This is a genomic window from Pseudomonas sp. MIACH (genome assembly GCF_001269925.1).
Lineage (GTDB): Bacteria > Pseudomonadota > Gammaproteobacteria > Pseudomonadales > Pseudomonadaceae > Aquipseudomonas.
In genome coordinates this window covers 1-17,027 of the sequence record NZ_LHVO01000032.1, presented here as the reverse complement: position 1 = coordinate 17,027, position 17,027 = coordinate 1, and the positions used below count along the sequence as shown (strand labels likewise).

General features: G+C 61.2%; 18 protein-coding genes and 1 pseudogene. 12 read left to right on the top strand and 7 right to left on the bottom strand.

The genetic code is table 11. From position 1 onward, the window contains the following. Window positions 1–23 precede the first annotated feature (23 nt). Window positions 24–1,145 carry a lactonase family protein gene (locus AD670_RS13085; protein WP_053132619.1) on the bottom strand — a complete coding sequence of 374 codons (1,122 nt, stop codon included), beginning with the start codon at window positions 1,143–1,145 and terminating at the stop codon, window positions 24–26. A 127-nt stretch (window positions 1,146–1,272) separates the two neighbouring features. On the opposite strand from AD670_RS13085, the gene AD670_RS13080 reads away from it, so the two are divergent. Then, complete coding sequence (locus tag AD670_RS13080) at window positions 1,273–2,145, top strand: hypothetical protein (protein WP_256243903.1); 873 nt, start codon at window positions 1,273–1,275, stop codon at window positions 2,143–2,145. Window positions 2,146–2,246: 101 nt separating this feature from the next. Further along, complete coding sequence (locus AD670_RS13075; RefSeq protein ID WP_053132616.1) at window positions 2,247–3,989, top strand: OPT family oligopeptide transporter; 1,743 nt, start codon at window positions 2,247–2,249, stop codon at window positions 3,987–3,989. A gap of 71 nt (window positions 3,990–4,060) precedes the next feature. On the opposite strand, the gene AD670_RS13070 is transcribed toward AD670_RS13075, so the two are convergent. The 3 genes from AD670_RS13070 to AD670_RS13060 form a co-directional block, all read right to left on the bottom strand. Beyond that, window positions 4,061–4,687: a glutathione S-transferase family protein gene (locus AD670_RS13070; RefSeq protein WP_053132614.1), complete on the bottom strand. Its 627-nt coding sequence runs from the start codon at window positions 4,685–4,687 to the stop codon at window positions 4,061–4,063. A gap of 99 nt (window positions 4,688–4,786) precedes the next feature. After that, on the bottom strand, window positions 4,787–6,043 hold the full coding sequence (locus AD670_RS13065) for a hypothetical protein (protein WP_053132612.1): 1,257 nt from the start codon (window positions 6,041–6,043) through the stop codon (window positions 4,787–4,789). A 270-nt stretch (window positions 6,044–6,313) separates the two neighbouring features. After that, window positions 6,314–6,682, bottom strand: a complete 369-nt coding sequence (locus AD670_RS13060; protein ID WP_053132610.1) for a cupin domain-containing protein — start codon at window positions 6,680–6,682, stop codon at window positions 6,314–6,316. A gap of 142 nt (window positions 6,683–6,824) precedes the next feature. Here AD670_RS13060 and AD670_RS13055 point away from each other — a divergent pair, with 142 nt between their 5' ends. Both AD670_RS13055 and AD670_RS31970 read left to right on the top strand, forming a co-directional pair. Next, window positions 6,825–7,547, top strand: coding sequence for a hypothetical protein (locus AD670_RS13055; RefSeq protein ID WP_053132608.1), 723 nt, complete (start codon window positions 6,825–6,827; stop codon window positions 7,545–7,547). 72 nt (window positions 7,548–7,619) lie between these two features. Then, window positions 7,620–7,727 (top strand): annotated as a pseudogene (locus AD670_RS31970) (GNAT family N-acetyltransferase); the annotation flags it as partial. Between the two features lie 6 nt (window positions 7,728–7,733). Here the strand turns inward: AD670_RS31970 and AD670_RS13050 are convergent. Next, window positions 7,734–8,357: an SMI1/KNR4 family protein gene (locus AD670_RS13050; protein WP_053132606.1), complete on the bottom strand. Its 624-nt coding sequence runs from the start codon at window positions 8,355–8,357 to the stop codon at window positions 7,734–7,736. Window positions 8,358–8,586: 229 nt separating this feature from the next. Here AD670_RS13050 and AD670_RS13045 point away from each other — a divergent pair, with 229 nt between their 5' ends. The 3 genes from AD670_RS13045 to AD670_RS13035 all read left to right on the top strand — a co-directional run bounded on the left by AD670_RS13045 (window position 8,587) and on the right by AD670_RS13035 (window position 12,596). After that, window positions 8,587–9,126, top strand: a complete 540-nt coding sequence (locus AD670_RS13045) for a sigma-70 family RNA polymerase sigma factor (protein ID WP_053132602.1) — start codon at window positions 8,587–8,589, stop codon at window positions 9,124–9,126. Further along, entirely contained in the window at window positions 9,119–10,087 is a 969-nt protein-coding gene (locus AD670_RS13040) for a FecR domain-containing protein (RefSeq protein WP_053132599.1), read from the top strand. Before AD670_RS13045 ends, AD670_RS13040 begins: the two co-directional genes overlap by 8 nt. 79 nt (window positions 10,088–10,166) lie before the next feature. Continuing rightward, complete coding sequence (locus AD670_RS13035) at window positions 10,167–12,596, top strand: TonB-dependent siderophore receptor (RefSeq protein ID WP_053132596.1); 2,430 nt, start codon at window positions 10,167–10,169, stop codon at window positions 12,594–12,596. Between the two features lie 403 nt (window positions 12,597–12,999). On the opposite strand, the gene AD670_RS13030 is transcribed toward AD670_RS13035, so the two are convergent. Further along, window positions 13,000–13,509: a hypothetical protein gene (locus tag AD670_RS13030; RefSeq protein WP_053132594.1), complete on the bottom strand. Its 510-nt coding sequence runs from the start codon at window positions 13,507–13,509 to the stop codon at window positions 13,000–13,002. Between the two features lie 37 nt (window positions 13,510–13,546). Then, the gene (locus tag AD670_RS31965) at window positions 13,547–13,675 is read right to left on the bottom strand and encodes a hypothetical protein (protein ID WP_256243902.1); all 129 of its coding nucleotides are present in this window, start codon (window positions 13,673–13,675) and stop codon (window positions 13,547–13,549) included. Window positions 13,676–13,888: 213 nt separating this feature from the next. Between AD670_RS31965 and AD670_RS13020 the strand changes: the two genes are divergently transcribed. The 5 genes from AD670_RS13020 to AD670_RS13000 all read left to right on the top strand — a co-directional run bounded on the left by AD670_RS13020 (window position 13,889) and on the right by AD670_RS13000 (window position 16,927). Continuing rightward, complete coding sequence (locus AD670_RS13020; RefSeq protein WP_053132588.1) at window positions 13,889–14,122, top strand: hypothetical protein; 234 nt, start codon at window positions 13,889–13,891, stop codon at window positions 14,120–14,122. Between the two features lie 87 nt (window positions 14,123–14,209). After that, window positions 14,210–14,779: a nucleotidyltransferase family protein gene (locus AD670_RS13015; RefSeq protein ID WP_053132585.1), complete on the top strand. Its 570-nt coding sequence runs from the start codon at window positions 14,210–14,212 to the stop codon at window positions 14,777–14,779. A gap of 134 nt (window positions 14,780–14,913) precedes the next feature. After that, the gene (locus tag AD670_RS13010; protein ID WP_053132581.1) at window positions 14,914–15,354 is read left to right on the top strand and encodes a TspO/MBR family protein; all 441 of its coding nucleotides are present in this window, start codon (window positions 14,914–14,916) and stop codon (window positions 15,352–15,354) included. Continuing rightward, on the top strand, window positions 15,354–16,277 hold the full coding sequence (locus tag AD670_RS13005) for an alpha/beta hydrolase (RefSeq protein ID WP_053132579.1): 924 nt from the start codon (window positions 15,354–15,356) through the stop codon (window positions 16,275–16,277). The genes AD670_RS13010 and AD670_RS13005 overlap by 1 nt, the downstream gene beginning before the upstream one ends. Before the next feature lie 110 nt (window positions 16,278–16,387). Then, a complete protein-coding gene (locus AD670_RS13000; RefSeq protein WP_256243901.1) occupies window positions 16,388–16,927 on the top strand; it encodes a hypothetical protein in 540 nt (179 codons plus the stop codon). Window positions 16,928–17,027 lie beyond the last annotated feature (100 nt).

The following is a 17,027-nucleotide window of genomic DNA, read 5'->3' as shown; positions in this document are numbered from 1 at the left end:
CAAGCCCCTCCCACATGTTCAGGTCAGTTGGTCGAGGTATGCAGCACCTCGATCCACAGCGCACCCTTGCCCGACGCCGCTTCCCCGACACGCTTCAACGCACCGGTGGCACTGACCGCATAGGTGCCGACCTTGTCGCTTTTCTCGCCGGTCACCAGCAGCCAACGCCCGTTGGGAGAGAACGCGATATTGCGCGGCTGCTTCTCTTCGACCGGGTAGTTGTCGACAAAGCGCAGGCCGCCGGTGGCGGTATCCACCGCAAACGCCGACACCGAACTGCTGGTGCGCTCGCTCATCAACAGCAGCTTGCCGTCCGGCGACAGGCGTAGGTCGGCTGCCCAGATGCGCGGCGTCGGGTCGTCTTTGAGGTCATTGTTGCGTGCGTCACGCACTTCGCCGTGGGCCAGTTTCAACCGCTCAGGAATGCCATTGGCCATGCCGATCTGGGTCAGCGCCCCGGTGCTGGCATCGATGGCAAACGCGGTGACGGTGCCGCTCATTTCACCGACCACATACAGGTACTTGCCGTTGGCCGAAAACGCCAGGTGCCGAGGCCCGGTATTGGCCGGCACGCTCACGAAGCCGCTGCCGATCGGGGTGAGTGCGCCGGTGGCGGCGTCGAAGCGGTATTGCAGCACATGGTCCGTGCCCAGGTTGCCGGCGTAGGCAAAGCGATTGCTGGGGTCGGTGCGCAGCGAGTGGGCATGCAGGCCGGTCTTGTAGGTGCGGATGGGTTCGGGCTTGTCGATGGGCTGCACGCTGAGGGTGTCGGCACCGTAGGACGCCGCGAGCAAGTAGCGCCCGGCGCGGTCGGTGGCCAGGTACGCCATGCTTTCGGCCAGCGGCGCCTTGGACTGCGGGGTCAAATGCCCACTGGTTGGATCAATACTGAATGCCTGGACCTGAAATGGCTTGACCCGCAAGGCCGCGAACAAGGTCTTGCCGTCGGGGCTGAGGGCCATGGGGTTAACCTGGTCGCCGGCCGTCACTTGCTCGATCAGGCTCAGCGCACCGTTGCTTTCGTCGAGGCGGTACTGGGAAATCAGCCCGTCACCGGGGCTGGAGATATACGCAAAGGTGGCGGCGTTGGCGTGTGCACCGAGGCCGCAGACAACGGCGGCGGCCAGGAGAAGGGGTTTATTCACGGGTGATCCTTTATTGTTATGGTCGTGGTCAGTCATCGTATGACTGTATGCGGGGTCTCGGCAATGGTTGTTTTATCGGCGTGACGGGCGCTGTATCTCTGCACGCGCCAAGGGCATGATGCGCTGCATGAATAACGATCCCATGGCACTTTACTGGCGCTTCAAGGCCCCCGATCCCGGCATCGGCTCGCGTGAGCAGGCACCGATGCTCGCCCAGGAGCAGGCCTGGGCGCGCGAGCACGCGGCCGGGCATCGCTTCGACTGGATCGAAGTGCTGCTGCCGCCGTTGTGCTTGGGTGTGTTCCTGCCAAGCCTGGTGTTTATGCTGGGCGTGTGGCTGTACGGGGCCGTGTCCACGCCGAGGCTGGATGTCGACCGTGTCATCGGCGACACGTTTGGCTGGCAGGCGCTGGCGACGCTGGTCTTTGTGACGGCCTGGGCGCTGCGCAACTACCTGCGCGATACCCGCGACCCCATCAAGCGCTACTGGCAGGCGATGCCGGACCAGTGCATGGTCGAGCTGGAGCGCCACAGGCTGGTGTCGGGCACCAGCCTGTGGGCCTCGGACTACGATCCCGACTGCAACGCCCTTATGCAATGGAAAAACGGCCAGCTTGAACGCACCCAGAGCAGCGGCGTGTCGCAGTGGATCGTCGCCAAGACCACGGCCGGCCACTGGCTGGTGTTCAAGGACGAATACCCCGGTGACTTCACCTACAACCGCGTCGGGAGCATGCCGGCCCCGGACAAACAGCTGCAACCCAGCCAGGACCTGACCTTCACCTTCGCCCCCGGCACCAACCTGATGCTTGGCCGACGTTTCGACGGCGAGCCGATGCCGTTGGTGCACACCGCGTATTGGCTGGCGGCCGATGAGCTCAAACGGCTGAAAGAGATTGCACATCACTGGACGTTTTTTGCCCCGGACCGCTATGGCGTGGTCAATGCCGAGGATGCGCCGTGGGTGCAGCGGCTGCTGGACAAGGCACAAGCCGGTTAAGGGAAAACGCTGCACCTGTGGCGCGCATTAAACCCGGAACCTTCAGCCCCGACAGGGCTCACTTGTTAGGTCGCCCTGTTCCCTTGCCGAAAGGAATCCGCATGCATGCCACCTCATCAACGGTGCCCCTTCACACCCCCGTCGAACGCGAACTGAGCCTGCGCGCGGTCATCACCGGCACCGTGCTCGGTATCCTGCTGACCCCTTCGAATGTGTACGCCGGGTTGAAGATCGGTTGGTCGTTCAACATGTCGATCATTGCCCTGCTGGTGGGGTACGCGATCTGGCAGGGCCTGGCGAGGCGGTCGTCCGAGCAACTGCCGTGGACGCTGCACGAGAGCAATATCAACCAGACCGTCGCCTCGGCCGCCGCTTCGATTATTTCCGGTGGGCTGGTGGCGCCGATTCCGGCCTATACGTTGCTGACCGGCAACCAGCTGGACGCATGGCCGATGATCGCCTGGGTGTTTTCGGTGAGTTTCCTGGGCATCTGGATCGCCTGGTACCTGCGGCCTTCGTTGCTCAATGACAAGGCGCTGAAATTTCCCGAAGGCATGGCCACCCTGGAAACCCTGCTGCATATCTACAACCATGGGCGCGAAGCCGCGACACGCTTGAAGGTGCTGCTCAGTGCGGCGTTGCTGTCCGGGCTGGTGAAGTGGGTGGACACCTTTGTGTGGGCCTTCCCGCGTTGGTCGCCGAGTGCCCAATTGGAGCGTCTGACCTTCACTGCCGACCCCTCGCTGTTGCTGCTGGGCTTTGGCGGCATTATCGGTATTCGTGTCGGCCTGACCCTGTTGCTGGGCGCCTCGCTTGCCTGGGGTGGTCTGGGCCCGTGGCTGCTGGCGCAAGGCCTGGTGAGCTTGCCGGCCGGCAGCAACGGCCCGCAATTCGCGGCGTTGGTGGAATGGTTGCTGTGGCCGGGGGTGAGCCTGATGGTGTGCTCAACCTTGGCGTCGCTGACGATTCGTCTGTGGGCGTTATACACCTCGACCAAGTCCGCCGGCGGGCAGACCTGGAGCGTCCCCAAACCCGGGCCGGCCGCCGGTTTCGTGCTGTCGATCGTATTGGTGGTGAGCCTGCAGGCGCTCTTGTTCGGCATCAACCTGTGGATGGCGTTGCTGACCATTCCCTTGGCGATCTGCCTGGCGGCCGTCGCCGCCCGCGTGGTGGGCGCCACCGGTATTCCGCCGATTGGCGCCATCGGGCAGTTGTCCCAGCTGAGCTTCGGCATCGTCGCGCCGGGGCAGGTGCCGATCAACCTGATGAGCGCCAACACCGCCGGCGGCTCGGCCGGGCAGTGCACCGACTTGATGAACGACTTCAAGGTCGGCAAGGCGATTGGCGCCACGCCGCATAAGCAAGTGATCGCGCAGATCCTGGGGATTTTCATTGGCAGCATCGTCGGGGTGTTCGCGTACCTGGCGCTGATTCCTGATCCGCAATCGATGCTGCTCACCGAAGAGTGGCCGGCGCCGGCGGTCGCGACCTGGAAAGCCGTGGCGCAAACCCTTACCCATGGGCTGGATTCATTGTCGGCGAGCATTCGCTGGGCAATTGCTATTGCCGGTGTGGCGGGGGTGTTGCTGGGGATGCTCGACAACCTGTTGCCCGCCCATCGCGCCCGCTACTTGCCCAGTGCCGCCGCGTTGGGGTTGGCGTTTGTGCTGCCAGCTTCGGTGTCGCTGATGATGGCGCTGGGTGCGGTGCTCACCTGGCTGGTGAGCTGCCGCTGGCCGAGCATTACCGAGCGGTTTGCGATTACCGCTGCGGCGGGCTTGATTGCCGGGGAGAGCATCACCGGCGTGGGGGCGTCGCTGTGGCAGATGATGGGGAATGGGTAAGCTGTCCCCCAAGGCTGCCATCTCCCCCACAACAGCCCGGTGCTTGATGGTTTAAGCGTTCGCCGCAAGACTCACTTGGCAAACGCATACTCCCCACCCTGTTCCAGCGCCTGGCGATAAGCCGGGCGTGCCTGGAAACGCTGCACCCACGCAGCCAGGTGCGGGTACGTCGGCAGCTTGCCCTGGGCCTTGGCGATTTCGCCGATAAAGCTCATCTGGATGTCCGCGCCGCTCAATTCATCGCCCAGCAGATACGGCGTGTGTGCGAGCGCCTCGTTGAGGTAACCGAGGTAATTGGCGACTTCCGATTCGATCCGCGGATGCAGCGGCGCACCGGCATCGCCCAGGCGCCCCACATAGAGATTGAGCATCAACGGCAGCATGGCCGAGCCTTCGGCGAAGTGCAGCCATTGCACATACTGGTCGTAGGCGGCAGTGGCCGGGTCCGGTTGCAGGCGACCGTCGCCATGGCGGCGGATCAGGTAATCGACGATGGCGCCGGATTCGATCACCACGTTGGCGCCGTCCTCGATCACCGGGGACTTGCCCAGCGCATTGATCGCCTTGAGCTCCGGCGGCGCGAGGTTGGTCTTCGGGTCGCGCTGGTAGCGCTTGATCTCGTACGGCAGGCCAAGCTCTTCCAGCAGCCACAGAATGCGCTGCGAACGTGAGTTGTTGAGGTGATGGACAATGATCATGGGAACTCCGCGTGGCATGGGGTGTGTAGGAACAGACTGCTGCGACAACGTAGAGTGCCCTGAATCAGCGGGATGTTTGCTTGGCAAACGCCCCTTCGATCAACGCACCACCTCGAACGCCGTGTATTGATACGTTGAGTGCATTTTGCTCGACGTCGTCTCCAGCGTCAGGGCAATGCCCAGGTCTTCGATAAACGCGCGCGAGGTCTTGTAGTCGTCTTGCTCGCACTCAAGCTTGATGGCGTCGCCGGTCAACGAGGCAAACACCTGTCGGGCCGGGAAGCGCTGGCCGACCTTGCAGCTCACAGAGGTCTCGAGCGGGGTATCGGTCGGTTTGCCGGGCACGTTCGCCATGTGCAGGTTGGCGCTCAGCGTCTGGCCAGGCGTCCAACTGCTCGGAATACTCAGTTCGGCTTCGCGGGTCAGCAGCACCTGGCCGTCGCCCACGCCATTCATCTTCGATTTCAGTTGAATCAGGTCCGCCTGCACCAGGCGCTCGACATGGAAGGTGTCGCTGTAGATTTCGTTCTTGTTCAGCAAGCCGCCCGCCGCCGCGAACGTCACTGAGACGGGAGTGTCGGGGCTGCCATCGCTTTTTTTCGACAGGTACGTGTAGCTCAACGTCTTGAACTTCGGCTGCAGCAGGGCCGAGTCGAGGCGCTGGAGCACGCTGGCGGGTACGGCGACGTCGTTGATGCTCGGCTCTACGACGGTGCGCGGGTAGTCCACCGGCGCGATGTCCGGACGCAACCAGGCCAGCAGCGCCGCATCGACACCGCCCTGCAACGAACAACTGACGCGCGATTGCGTGCCGTCGCTGCCCTCCGGCTCTACCAGCAGCACGCGCTCGACTTCGCGGGTGCCCGGCGCGACGCCGGGCCGTGGCTTGATGGCCTGCCAGCGGTCGTCGACCTTGAGTTCACTGCGGATGTAGGCACCATCGGTTTTTTGCAGGCGGGCAGGTTGGTCCAGCAGTGGAGCAAGACGTTGGGCAACCTCGTCGATAGTGCCTTGCACAACAAAGCCCCAGTAATAGTAGAGCCCCAGGTTGCCGAGGTCCGTGGCCTCATCCGCGTACGACAACAGCTTCAAACCCGCGATGGGCGGTGCGCTGATTGGCACCGCGTTGGCCTTGCGGTCTGCACGGTTGACCACCGCGATCCACGCGAAGTCTTTGTCCTGCTTGAGCGGCGCGTAGGCCTGCCAGGCGTCACGATGGCTGTTCAGGCGGCTGAAGAACGTCGCGTCGCAGCGGGTGAAGGCCTTGAGCGTATCGGTCAGCGCGGCGTCGTCGGCGTGGGCGATGGAAGGCAGCAGCGCAGAGGCGAGGAGGAGGGCGGCGGTGGGCAACTTCATCGAGCGGGATGTCCGTATCGGGGGCGGGAGCTGGGCATTATCCAGAAATTACCCGCTAAAGGCTCGACTCAATGACGGAGAGTATCTACACACTTTTGACGGCTGCCACCGATCTCTGTGGTGAGCGGGGCAAGCCCTAATGCCGCTCAGTTAAGAGATGGAACGGGCAAACAGTTACGGTGTTCCTCTTTAACTGACTGGCATTAGGGCAAGCCCGCTCACTACAAGAGCTTCACGCTGTAAGGCTATGTGTTCACCCGCGCCACTTTTTCAGATCCACAGATCATTCGTGGCCGTACGTTCACCGCCTTCATGGCCGGTATTCAAGATGCCCCGAGGTTCGATCATCATCAGCTTCGCCTCACCCTCGGCGGCGGTCCGATGTTCAACGCCACGCGGGACCACATACAGCTCGCCCGCCGCCACATACACCGGACCTTTCGGCAGATCGATACGCAGCGTCCCTTCCAGCACCAGGAATGCTTCGTCGGTTTCCGGGTGTGAGTGCCAGATGAACTCCCCTTCGATGCGCACCACCTTGAACTGGTAGTCGTTCATTTCGGCGACGACCCTGGGGCTCCACTGCTCGTTGATGAGCGAGGCCTTTTGCGCGAGGTTTACCGGTTGTGACGTAGCCATGATCCATCCTCTGGTAGGTAAGAGGGCCAGACTACTGAGGCAACGAAGCGCCTGGCTTGTACGATCCTGCACGTTGGCCGCTTAAAGCTCGGCCCTTTGCCGTCGATAACCTGCATGAACCCGCCAATCAAGGATCGATAAAATGGCTCTTTCAGTCAGCGCTGCCTATCTCCCGCCGGCCAACACCAGCCTTACACCTTCCGACCAGAAGCTCGTGGCCCAGCCACTGACAGATGCCGCGAAAGAAGCGTTGGCAAACGCCGCTCCGGCGGCCGTCTACCATCCCAGTGGATCAGCGAGCACTACGTTGGAACCGCTGGAGGTGGTCGACGTCTGGGTCGGTCGGACCCAGTCGCCAGACCACCCTCGACTCGTCGAAATTTCCAACAGCGCGTTCAATACGCTGAAGGCCTCCTTCAAGGCATTCGAGTCAGCGCTGTCGGCCACCGCTCCCGACTTGGCCGGCAAAAAATACGGCTTTACCGTCGAGGCCGATGGCCGCCTGAAAGTGCTGGATTCGGCCGGCCAGCTCAGCAGCTCGGATACCAAACGGCTGACGGAGTTGCTCAATCAATCCCTTGGCCTGAAAACCGCAGCCGTTGCCTACCGCAACGCCGCCATCGACACGGTGGACGCCGATTCGGTCTGGTCGGGCCTGGGGTTTTACAGCCTGACTAACGAAAACTTCGCCAAGACCCTTGATCTGGCGCCTCTACTCAGGGATCACGACCCGTCGGATATCAAGGGGGCCAAGGACCGGACTTTTATCCAACAACTGCATTACAAAGGCGAGCAAGCGACGCAAGCGACGGAAGCGGCGATGTATGAGCGGCGTGGAGTGCAGCGGTTCAGCGCGCAGGCGTGACCTACTGTGGGGTAAAAATGAAGCTGTGCAGGTGGTTCAGCACCGCCTGTCACCCTCAATCAAAACTCCCCGGTGGTCCTGGTTCCCACTCAACACAGCGACTTGGAGGATCTGGTCGCCATTCGAATTGAAGCCATGCGTGAAAGTCTGGAGCGCGTCGGGCGATTCGACCCCGTACGCCAGCCTTCAGATCGGCTTATCCACAACCCTTGCATTCCATATCTCCCTATAGCGCTCCCGCCAACCCGGGCTGCCTTGATCCAGCCACTCCAGTGTCGCCTCGATCGTGTCAGCGCTGATGACGAAGTGATTGATATGTTCCACGATCCGTTCCTGCGACAGGTGCAGTAAGTCCAGGTAGGCATTGAACGAATCCGCCAACACGACGTATTCATCGCCTTGCTGGCGGCGCCCCGTCCATGCGGGTAATCCCGCTACCATCGCGCCCACGTCCTGGCGACCCTCGCGCAGGTCGAGCAGCAAGACACTCGCGCCGCCATCGCGGCCGATCGGCAGCAACCCTGTGGCGGGGAAGCCCGGTTGCTTGCGCAGTTGCTCCAGTTCATAGGGGTTGGACTCATACGTTTCGTCCGGGTCCAGGCCATACAACAAAAAGCTCAGCAATTCTTCATCGCCATTGCTCATGGTGGCCAGCACGTCGTAATCCACGGTGGCGCCGTTGCAGGTCTGGAGAAACTGCCGGTAATCCTCCGGCAGGCGTGCGCCGAGGCTGGCTTCCAGTTGCGAGATGGCGCGGTCAGGGGCGCCTTCCCGGGTGTCGTCGAGGATTAATCCACGGTAGTCAGTCATTGAAGCCTCGCGCAACCTTAGTAAAAATCATAATAGAGCGCCCATTCCCCGGTTTCGATGTGCTTTCAGAACATAAGACTTCCGCTGTCGACTGCGTTCAGTCAGAAGCAGCTCGATCACGATCAACAGCACGCGGACATTATTCAACGAAACCAGCACCTTTACGTGTACGAACCTGAACTCACGCTGTTAGAATGCGACAAATTCTCATTAATGTTTAGCCTATCCCGTGCAGTCTACTTCATCGGCAAGTGTCCACCGGCATCAGTCCATCGATCAGCTCTACAGCCATCATCACGGCTGGCTGCAGGGCTGGCTGCGCAACCGTCTGGGCAATGCCGCCGATGCGGCGGACCTGGCCCAGGATACGTTTGTGCGGCTGCTCTGCCGTGCGCCCGACGAGCCGTTGAACGTCGCGACGCCGCGCGCCTACCTGGCGACTATCGCCAATCGCCTGACCATCAACCTTTACCGCCGCCGCTCGCTGGAGCAAGCCTACCTGGACGCGCTGGCGCAAACGCCGGAAGAACTGGCGCCGTCGCTGGAGCATCAGGCCTTGGTGCTGGAGGCTCTCGACGAGATCGACCAGGTGCTTGCCGTGTTGCCAGCCAAGCACCGACAGGCGTTCCTGATGGCGCAGTTGGAGGGGTATACACAGGAAGAGATTGCCAGCCGCATGAATCTCAACGTGCGGTCGGTGCAACGCTACCTTGCACGGGCTTTCGAAGAATGCATCGTGCTTGCCAGCCAGGGCGCGTTGCATGAGTGAGACGCCCATCGACCGGCGTATTGCCCGTGAAGCGGCCGGCTGGTTTGTGCGTTTGCAGAACAGCAGCGCCTGCGCGGCCGAGCATGCCGCCGGTGCCGAATGGCGCGCGCAGCACGCTGATCACGAACGCGCCTGGCAACTGGCCGAGCGATTCAGTGCCCGAACCCAACAGATTGCCGGTGGTGCCGGACGGGCTGCGCTGGAGCGGCCGCGCAGCCTGGACCGCCGAAGGGCGCTCAAGACCCTGGCACTGCTGATCGTCGCCGCTCCGCTGGGGCTTGCCGCACACCGGAGTCTACCGTGGCGCGAGTGGCAGGCAGATGAGCGCACGGCCACGGGCGAGCAGCGTGCCCTGCACCTGCCGGATGGCGCGCAGATTCGCCTGAACACCGGCAGCGCCGTCGATATTGCTTACGACGACAGCGTTCGCCGCGTGCGCCTCATTGCCGGAGAGATGCTCGTCGAGGTGCCTCGCGAGCCCGCCATGCGGCCGTTCATCGTCGATACCGCCGAAGCGGAAATTACCCTGCTTGGCAGCCGTTTCCTGCTGCGCCAGTACCCGCACACGACGTACCTCGCCGCGCTGGAAGGCGCTGTCCAGGTGCGCCCGCGGCTGTCACGGGGTGATGAAGGCCTGATGCGTCTGGCGACCGGCCAGCAGACCCATGTCAACAGCCAGGCGGCGGAACCCGCAGTGAAACTGGCGCAGAATCGTCTCGACTGGCTCAGCGGCGTGTTGCGTGCGGAAAAGATGCGCCTCGATGACTTCATCACTGAGTTGGGTCGCTATCGACCGGGCCTGCTGCGTTGCGATCCAGCCGTGGCCGGGCTGCTGATTTCAGGCGCCTTCCAGTTGCGCGATATCGACCAGATTCTCCGCGCCCTGAGCCAGACTCTGCCGGTGAGCGTCCACTACCGCACCGCCTACTGGGTCACTGTCACGGCGCGCGTGCAGGCTTAATAAGAATCATTGTCGTGTTTTCTCCCACTTGCGTGTCCCTCCTGTAACCACATCAATTTTACAGGGCAGGGACGGTAACATGGCGACGAAGCAGGGCATGCAACCACTGGCGCGGGCAGTACACGCTGCCGCACTGGGTCTGATTATCGCGGGCGGTAGCCTGACTGCTGCATCGCTGCAGGCTGCCGAGCAAAGCGCCCAGCAGAACCGTACTTATCACGTGCCAGCCGGTAACCTGAGCAGCAGCCTTTCCGAATTCGCCAGCCAGGCGAATATCACACTGCCCATCGAACCGGCCCTGGTGGAAGGTTTGCGCAGCCCTGGCCTGAATGCTGCGACCAGCGTGGAAGGTGGCCTGCAGCAATTGCTCAAGGGCACCGGTCTGCAAGCTTTACCGCAGGGGAATGGCCTGTACGTGCTGACACCGCAGGCCACCGGCGCCAGTCTGGAACTGGGCGCTACCAACATTACTGGTCAGAACCTGGCGCAGACCACCGAGAACAGCGGCTCCTACACCACCGGCGCCATGCAGACGGCGACCAAACTGCCCCTGACCCTGCGCGAAACGCCGCAGTCGGTCAGCGTGGTCACGCGTCAGCGCATGGACGACAAGGCCATGACCACCATCAGTGATGTCGCCCAAAGTGCGCCGGGGATTTTTCTGAATAGCTCCGGCGGGGCTGGGCGGCCCACGTTCAGCGCGCGCGGGTTCGACGTCGACACCATCATGTACGACGGTTTTCCCACCAGCTTCCTGACCTACATACCCAGCAGCGAGGCCAACCTGGCCATGTATGACCGGGTGGAGATCGTTCGCGGCGCCACCGGCCTGGCCCAGGGTGCCGGCAGCCCTGCAGGCGCCATCAACCTGGTGCGCAAGCGTCCGACGCAAAAATTCCAGGCCACCCTCACCGGCAGTGCCGGCAGTTGGGATGACTACAGCAGCACCCTGGACGTCGGCGGCCCGCTCAATGAAAGTGGCACTTTGCGCGCCCGTACCGTGCTCTCGCGCCAGGACTCGAAAAGCTTCCGCGAGTCGGTCGAGAGTGACGCTGACCTGTACTACGGCGTCGTCGACGCCGACCTGAGCGATACCACCACCCTGACGGTCGGTGCCTACCGGCAGAAGGACCACACCAACTACGTCTGGGGCGGCTTGCCCATGGCCCGTGGCGGCGGTCACCTGGGACTGCCACGGGATACCTTCCTGGGGCATGACTACGAGTACATGGACAACCGCACCACCGGTTATTTCGCGACCCTGGAACATGGCTTCGCCAACGACTGGAAGCTGCGCATGGCCGCCATGCAGGCGACGACCAACACTGACGTGCTGGCCTCTTCCATCTGGGGCTATAACCGCCACTATCTATGGACGCAAGCCATGGAGCAGAAGGAAAAAGGTTACGACCTGGCCCTCAGCGGCCCCTTCCAATTCATGGGCCGGGAACATGATGTGACCGTGGGCGCCAGCAAGCGCCAGCTGGATTATCGTACCGGCAAGCTGTGGGAAAGTTTCATCGACAGTAACGTCGATCTGTTCGCGTGGGACCCTCGTGGTCATACCAAGCCGAATATCGTCAAGGGCCCCAACGGCCGTCTCGAGACGACCACCCAGGACAGCTTCTATGCCAGCACCCGCCTGCGCTTGACCGATCCGCTGTCGCTGATTCTCGGCGGCCGTTTGGACTGGTACGAATTCGAAAGCCGGGCAACCCCTGAGAGCAGCTACAAGGTCACACGCAATCTGACCCGCTATGCCGGCCTGGTCTATGACCTGGACACCCATCACTCGGTCTATGTCAGCTACACCGATATCTTCAAGCCGCAGACCGAAAAAGGCCTCGGTGGACAAGTGGTCGAGCCTATCGTGGGTGAGAACTACGAAGTGGGCATCAAGGGCGAATACTTTGATGGCGCACTGAACGCCAGCCTGGCGGTTTTCCAGATCGATCAGAAAAATCGCGCCCAGGAACTGACTGATGTCAAAGGCTGTGGGACAACCGCCGTCAGCTCGTGCTACGAGGCGTCCGGCCTGGTGCGCAGCCGGGGCGTAGACCTGGAAATCCAGGGTGCCCTGACCGAAAACTGGCAACTGGCCGGTGGGTACACCTACACCCAGACGAAATACGTCAGCGACGCCACTGAGTCCCTGGAAGGCCAGGACTTTAACCGCCGACTGCCGCGCCAGATGTTCAAAGTGTCCACGATCTACACCCTGCCCGGCGACCTGCACCGCTGGCGCATTGGCGGTGATGTCTACCAACAGAGCCAGATCCGCACCGCAGGCGGCAGCGGTACCAGCGCATGGGAAAACCGCCAGGGCTCGTACACCGTGGCCGGCCTGGTGGCAGGCTACAAGGCCAACGAGCACCTGGATCTGCAGTTCAACGTAAACAACCTGTTCGACCGTACTTACTACGTCAGCATCGCCAATGGCGGCTATGAGCCGTACGACATCTACGGCGACCCGCGTAATTTCAAACTGACTGCGCGGTACAGCTTCTAAGCGGTGGTGTGTGGCCTACGTCCAGGGACGGGCGTGGGCAGGAAAAAAGGATTCAAGCCGAGACTTAATCCCGTCAAGTACTCTTTTGATGACTGGCTTGGATTCATATGATGTACAGCCGGAGCTAATAATAAGACTGCTGAAAACAACCAGGCTATAAGCACTTTTGGGACGCATCGTTAGTTGTCCCTAACTATTCGTTAATCGATATCTTTGTCTGATATCACACCCGATAAGTGTCGTATAGCATCCCATGCCGCTACGCTCCAAGCCCACATCCAACTGCGGTGCTTGGAGAATGCTTTGGCGCGCAAGAGGCGCCTGCACATGAATGGTTAAGTTCAATGCAAATGGGCGGTCACATGCAGCGCAAAAGGGTGCTCAGGTAGGGGGCAATTTCCCACTAGAGCGTCGGTAGCCTGTCCAACGCACAATTGCGGTCCATCTTCGGCTCATCGGTCTTGGGGACGTGCGCGCCCGAATCGACATTGAATATGTCGATGTAACAACCGCTCAGCGTGTCCGGGCTGTCGACGATTCCTCCTTTGATCACATAACGTGCGCCCGGCGCAAATTCGCTGACAAACGCTATGCTGCACGAGCGATTGCCGTTGGCCGCGCCGCGCATCACCAAGTGCAGCGGCTTGCCGGCTTCAATCGGGAAAAACCCCTCCGGCGTCGATACATTCTTACGAACGGACACCAATTGCCCTCCCGGCGAAGTCGCCACGGTTCTGCCGTATTTGCAGCCGATGGCAGGCGCCTCGACCAGAGACACGCTGTTTCGACGATTCTCCATCGACACCAATTCGCTGCGAATAAGCGCGTGAGGCGCCCCCGCAGGCACTAGGTATTTCGGCGCTGGGGTGCAGCCCGCAAGCAGCAGAATGGAACACAGGTAAAGAGGCTTCATAATTTCCCTATTAATTTCGGTAGAGCGTGTGCATGGGTCAGTTCGCTGCTGCCGCCGCATGCTTCTTGGCCCGCAGCGCCAGGCAGCGGTCGTATTCTATTGTGAAGGCTTGCATCGGTGTGTCGTTGGCGTGAGTCAAGCGCACCACTCGGATAGTGTCCCGCATGTCTTGGGCATCCATGAGGTGTGCGGGCTCGCGCGATGAAGCGCGGCCGGGGCGATGCATGATAGTGAAATGCCATGAATCAGGCATCCTGAGTTTAAAGGGGTTAATCAGGCTCACCTGGAAAACAGCCCCTTGCCGCGTATAACGGTCTACCATGCCACCCCCGGCAGTGGTTCCACGCGCTACCGATCTCTCTCTTTCAAGGTATCGCCCATGTCCATCGACCAAATCAGCCTTCCCAAAGGCGTAGGCCCTCACGCCATCAAGCTGCTTGACGCCATCACCGGTGCCTCCACTCATGAAGAACTCAACCGTGCCGGCGGCAAGGCGGAAGGTTTTGTGCTCGGGTTGGAATCCACCAAAGCCATCAAAAGCCAAATCGCCGAGTCGTTGTATGTGGCTTACGACGATGCGGCGAGTAATCGGGCGGGTGAGTTGAAGGGCTGATGGGCGCGGATTACTCCATGCGTCGTACGCGGTGCTCAATGTTGTACGGTTGTTCCCCAAGACCGTACCGATGACGAAGGAGTCAGCATGACATTGACCGTCGAAACCCTGCTCGAACTGGCCATGGCCAACCCCATCAACGCCGAAATCACGGCGCGCCTGCCTGACCTTGGTGTGGATCAGTGCATGCTCACGGCAGGCTGCCTGTTCCAGGCGGTGTGGAACCATCAGGCGAATCTGCCTGCCGATCAGGGCGTGAAGGACTACGACGTTTTTTACTTCGATACCGACGTGTCTTACGAGGCGGAAGACGCGGTGATTCGTGCGGCGGACGAGTTGTTCAAAGACCTGGGCGTCAATGTCGAGGTCAAGAATCAGGCGCGGGTGCACCTTTGGTACGGGCAGCGCTTTGGTCGGCCTTATCCGCAGTTGCATTCAGCACGCGACGGGGTCGATCGTTATCTGGTGGCCGGTACGTGCATCGGCTTGGAGATTGCCACGGGCGAGGTGTATGCGCCCTATGGGTTGGAGGACGTGGAACAGGGGATTTTGCGGATTAACCCGCGGCATCCGGAGTTGGCGTTGTTTGAGCAGAAGGCGCGCAGTTATCAGGCACGCTGGCCTTGGTTGAGGATTGTAGGGGTTGGGGATGCCTGAATGCTTTGGCCGGGGGCGCTGCGTTATCGTTGGCGATTTTCGCGAGCAAGCTCGCTCCTACCGTTGATTTGCGCTGAACTTTTACGTGGGTGCTGCACGTCCAAGATTCAAACCACTTCCGCCAAGGACAGACGATGACTTTCTTTATCTTCCTGCTAGCCTGCGCCGCCGCTGCCAGTACCGGTGTTATTTTCAAACCCGGCGCCTGGTACGAATCCCTCGTCAAACCCAGCTTTACTCCGCCCAATTGGTTGTTCCCGGTTGCGTGGACGATCATCTACCTGCTGCTGGCCTGGGCCGGTTATCGCTTGAGCCTGATCCCTGGCAGTCAGATGGTACTGGCGCTGTGGGCTGCGCAGATTGCATTGAACACGCTGTGGACACCGGTGTTCTTCGGCGCGCATCACCTCCTGGCCGGGATGGTGATCATCGTGTTGCTGTGGATCACCGTGGCAGCAATGGTGGTATTGGCCGTTCGCCTGGACCTGATCACCGGCTTGATCCTGTTCCCGTACCTGGCGTGGCTGTGTGTGGCGGCCGCGCTGAATTTCTCGATCCTGCGCAATAACCGCTGATGGCCCACCAACCTTGGCCCGCCAGTGAAGCGGAACTGGCCCAGATGCGCCGCTTCAATCAGAAGCTGGCCTGGCTGCCGCGCTTCAAGATCCGCAACCGCATCACGCCGCGTTTGATCCAGGCGCTGTTGCGCGTCAGTCAAACGCTCAAGCGCGCCACACCGGCTGAAAGCAGGGTTGTAGACAACGTCCCCGTGCGCATCCTGCGGCCAAGCGGCAAGCCCAAAGGCGTGGTGCTGGATATCCACGGCGGCGGCTGGGTGATCGGCAATGCGCAGATGGATGACGACCTCAACCTGGGCATGCTGCAGGCGTGTGATGTGGCGGTGGTGTCGGTGGATTATCGGCTGGCGGTCGACACGCCGGTCGAGGGGCTGATGGCGGATTGTTTGGCGGCGGCGCGCTGGTTGCTCAGTGCCGATGAGTTTGCCGGCCTGCCGGTCATCGTCGTCGGCGAATCGGCCGGCGGTCATCTGGCGGCGGCGACGCTGCTGTCCCTCAAGCAATGGCCTGAACTGCTCAAGCGCATAAGCGGCGCGGTGTTGTATTACGGCGTTTACGACCTGACCGGCACACCGAGCGTACGCGCTGCGGGGCCTGAAACGTTGTTGCTGGATGGGCCTGGGATGGTGGAGGCGTTGCGCATGCTCACGCCGGGGCTGAGTGATGATGAGCGCAGGCATCCAACGTTATCGCCGTTGTATGGCGACTTTGAAGGGCTGCCCCCGGCGTTGATGTTTGTGGGAGAGTTGGACCCGCTCAAGGATGACACGCTGTTGATTGCAGAGCGGTGGCCCAGGGCGGAAGTACACCTGTTGCCGGAGTCGGCCCATGGATTTATTCATTTTCCGGTGGCGATGGCCGATGGCGTGCTTGCTTACAGCCGCAAGTGGATAACGAAGCACGTCGAGGGAGAAAAGTGAATTCTCCCCAGGCAGGTGGCGCTTATTTTCTAAATCGATTGCCATCCCCTTTTACCCATGGGCCGGGTACGCTGTCTTCTCCAAATATTCCCCCAAGCCAAGGAAAGCACGTGAAGATTCTCCAAGGAGTCATCGGTCTATCGGCGCTGTATCTGCTGGCAGGCTGTGGCCAGGTCACCGAAAAAACACTGACGTTCGACGTGCCCTATGGGATGTATGAGACCGTTCTGCGCCAGAACGTCACCGGAACAGGCCAGTTGACCTGCAAGGTCACCACCGACAACCAGGACCGCGGCGAAAAGTGGGTACCGTCGGTGATTCTTGCGGCTGCCGAGGACGCTGCCGAGGACGACACCCTATTTCTTTCCAGCTACACGCCAGCCGGCAGTGATCAGCGTTTGTTCCAACTGCGTACCTTCAACAAAGCCAAGCCGGTCATCGATACGTTCTTCCATCGGGCCCCCGACCAACGCGGCGTATACACCTTGCGCCTGACCTGGCAAGCGGACGGCACCATTGGTTATCAGGTCGCCAGCGGTGGGGCTTGGGAAGAGAGAAAACTCGTCGAAAACCCCGGTTTTTCCGTGCGCCATGTGAGCGTGCATGCCTCCGGTATGAAGGGCAGTGCTGTGTGTGAGTTGCGCGAATGAATGCGCTGACGTTGAGGCCGGCGATGGTGACCGATCTGCCGTCGATCTTTGATAGCCATAGGTATCTCCACAACTTCCAGACTCTGACAAATCTCCCTGT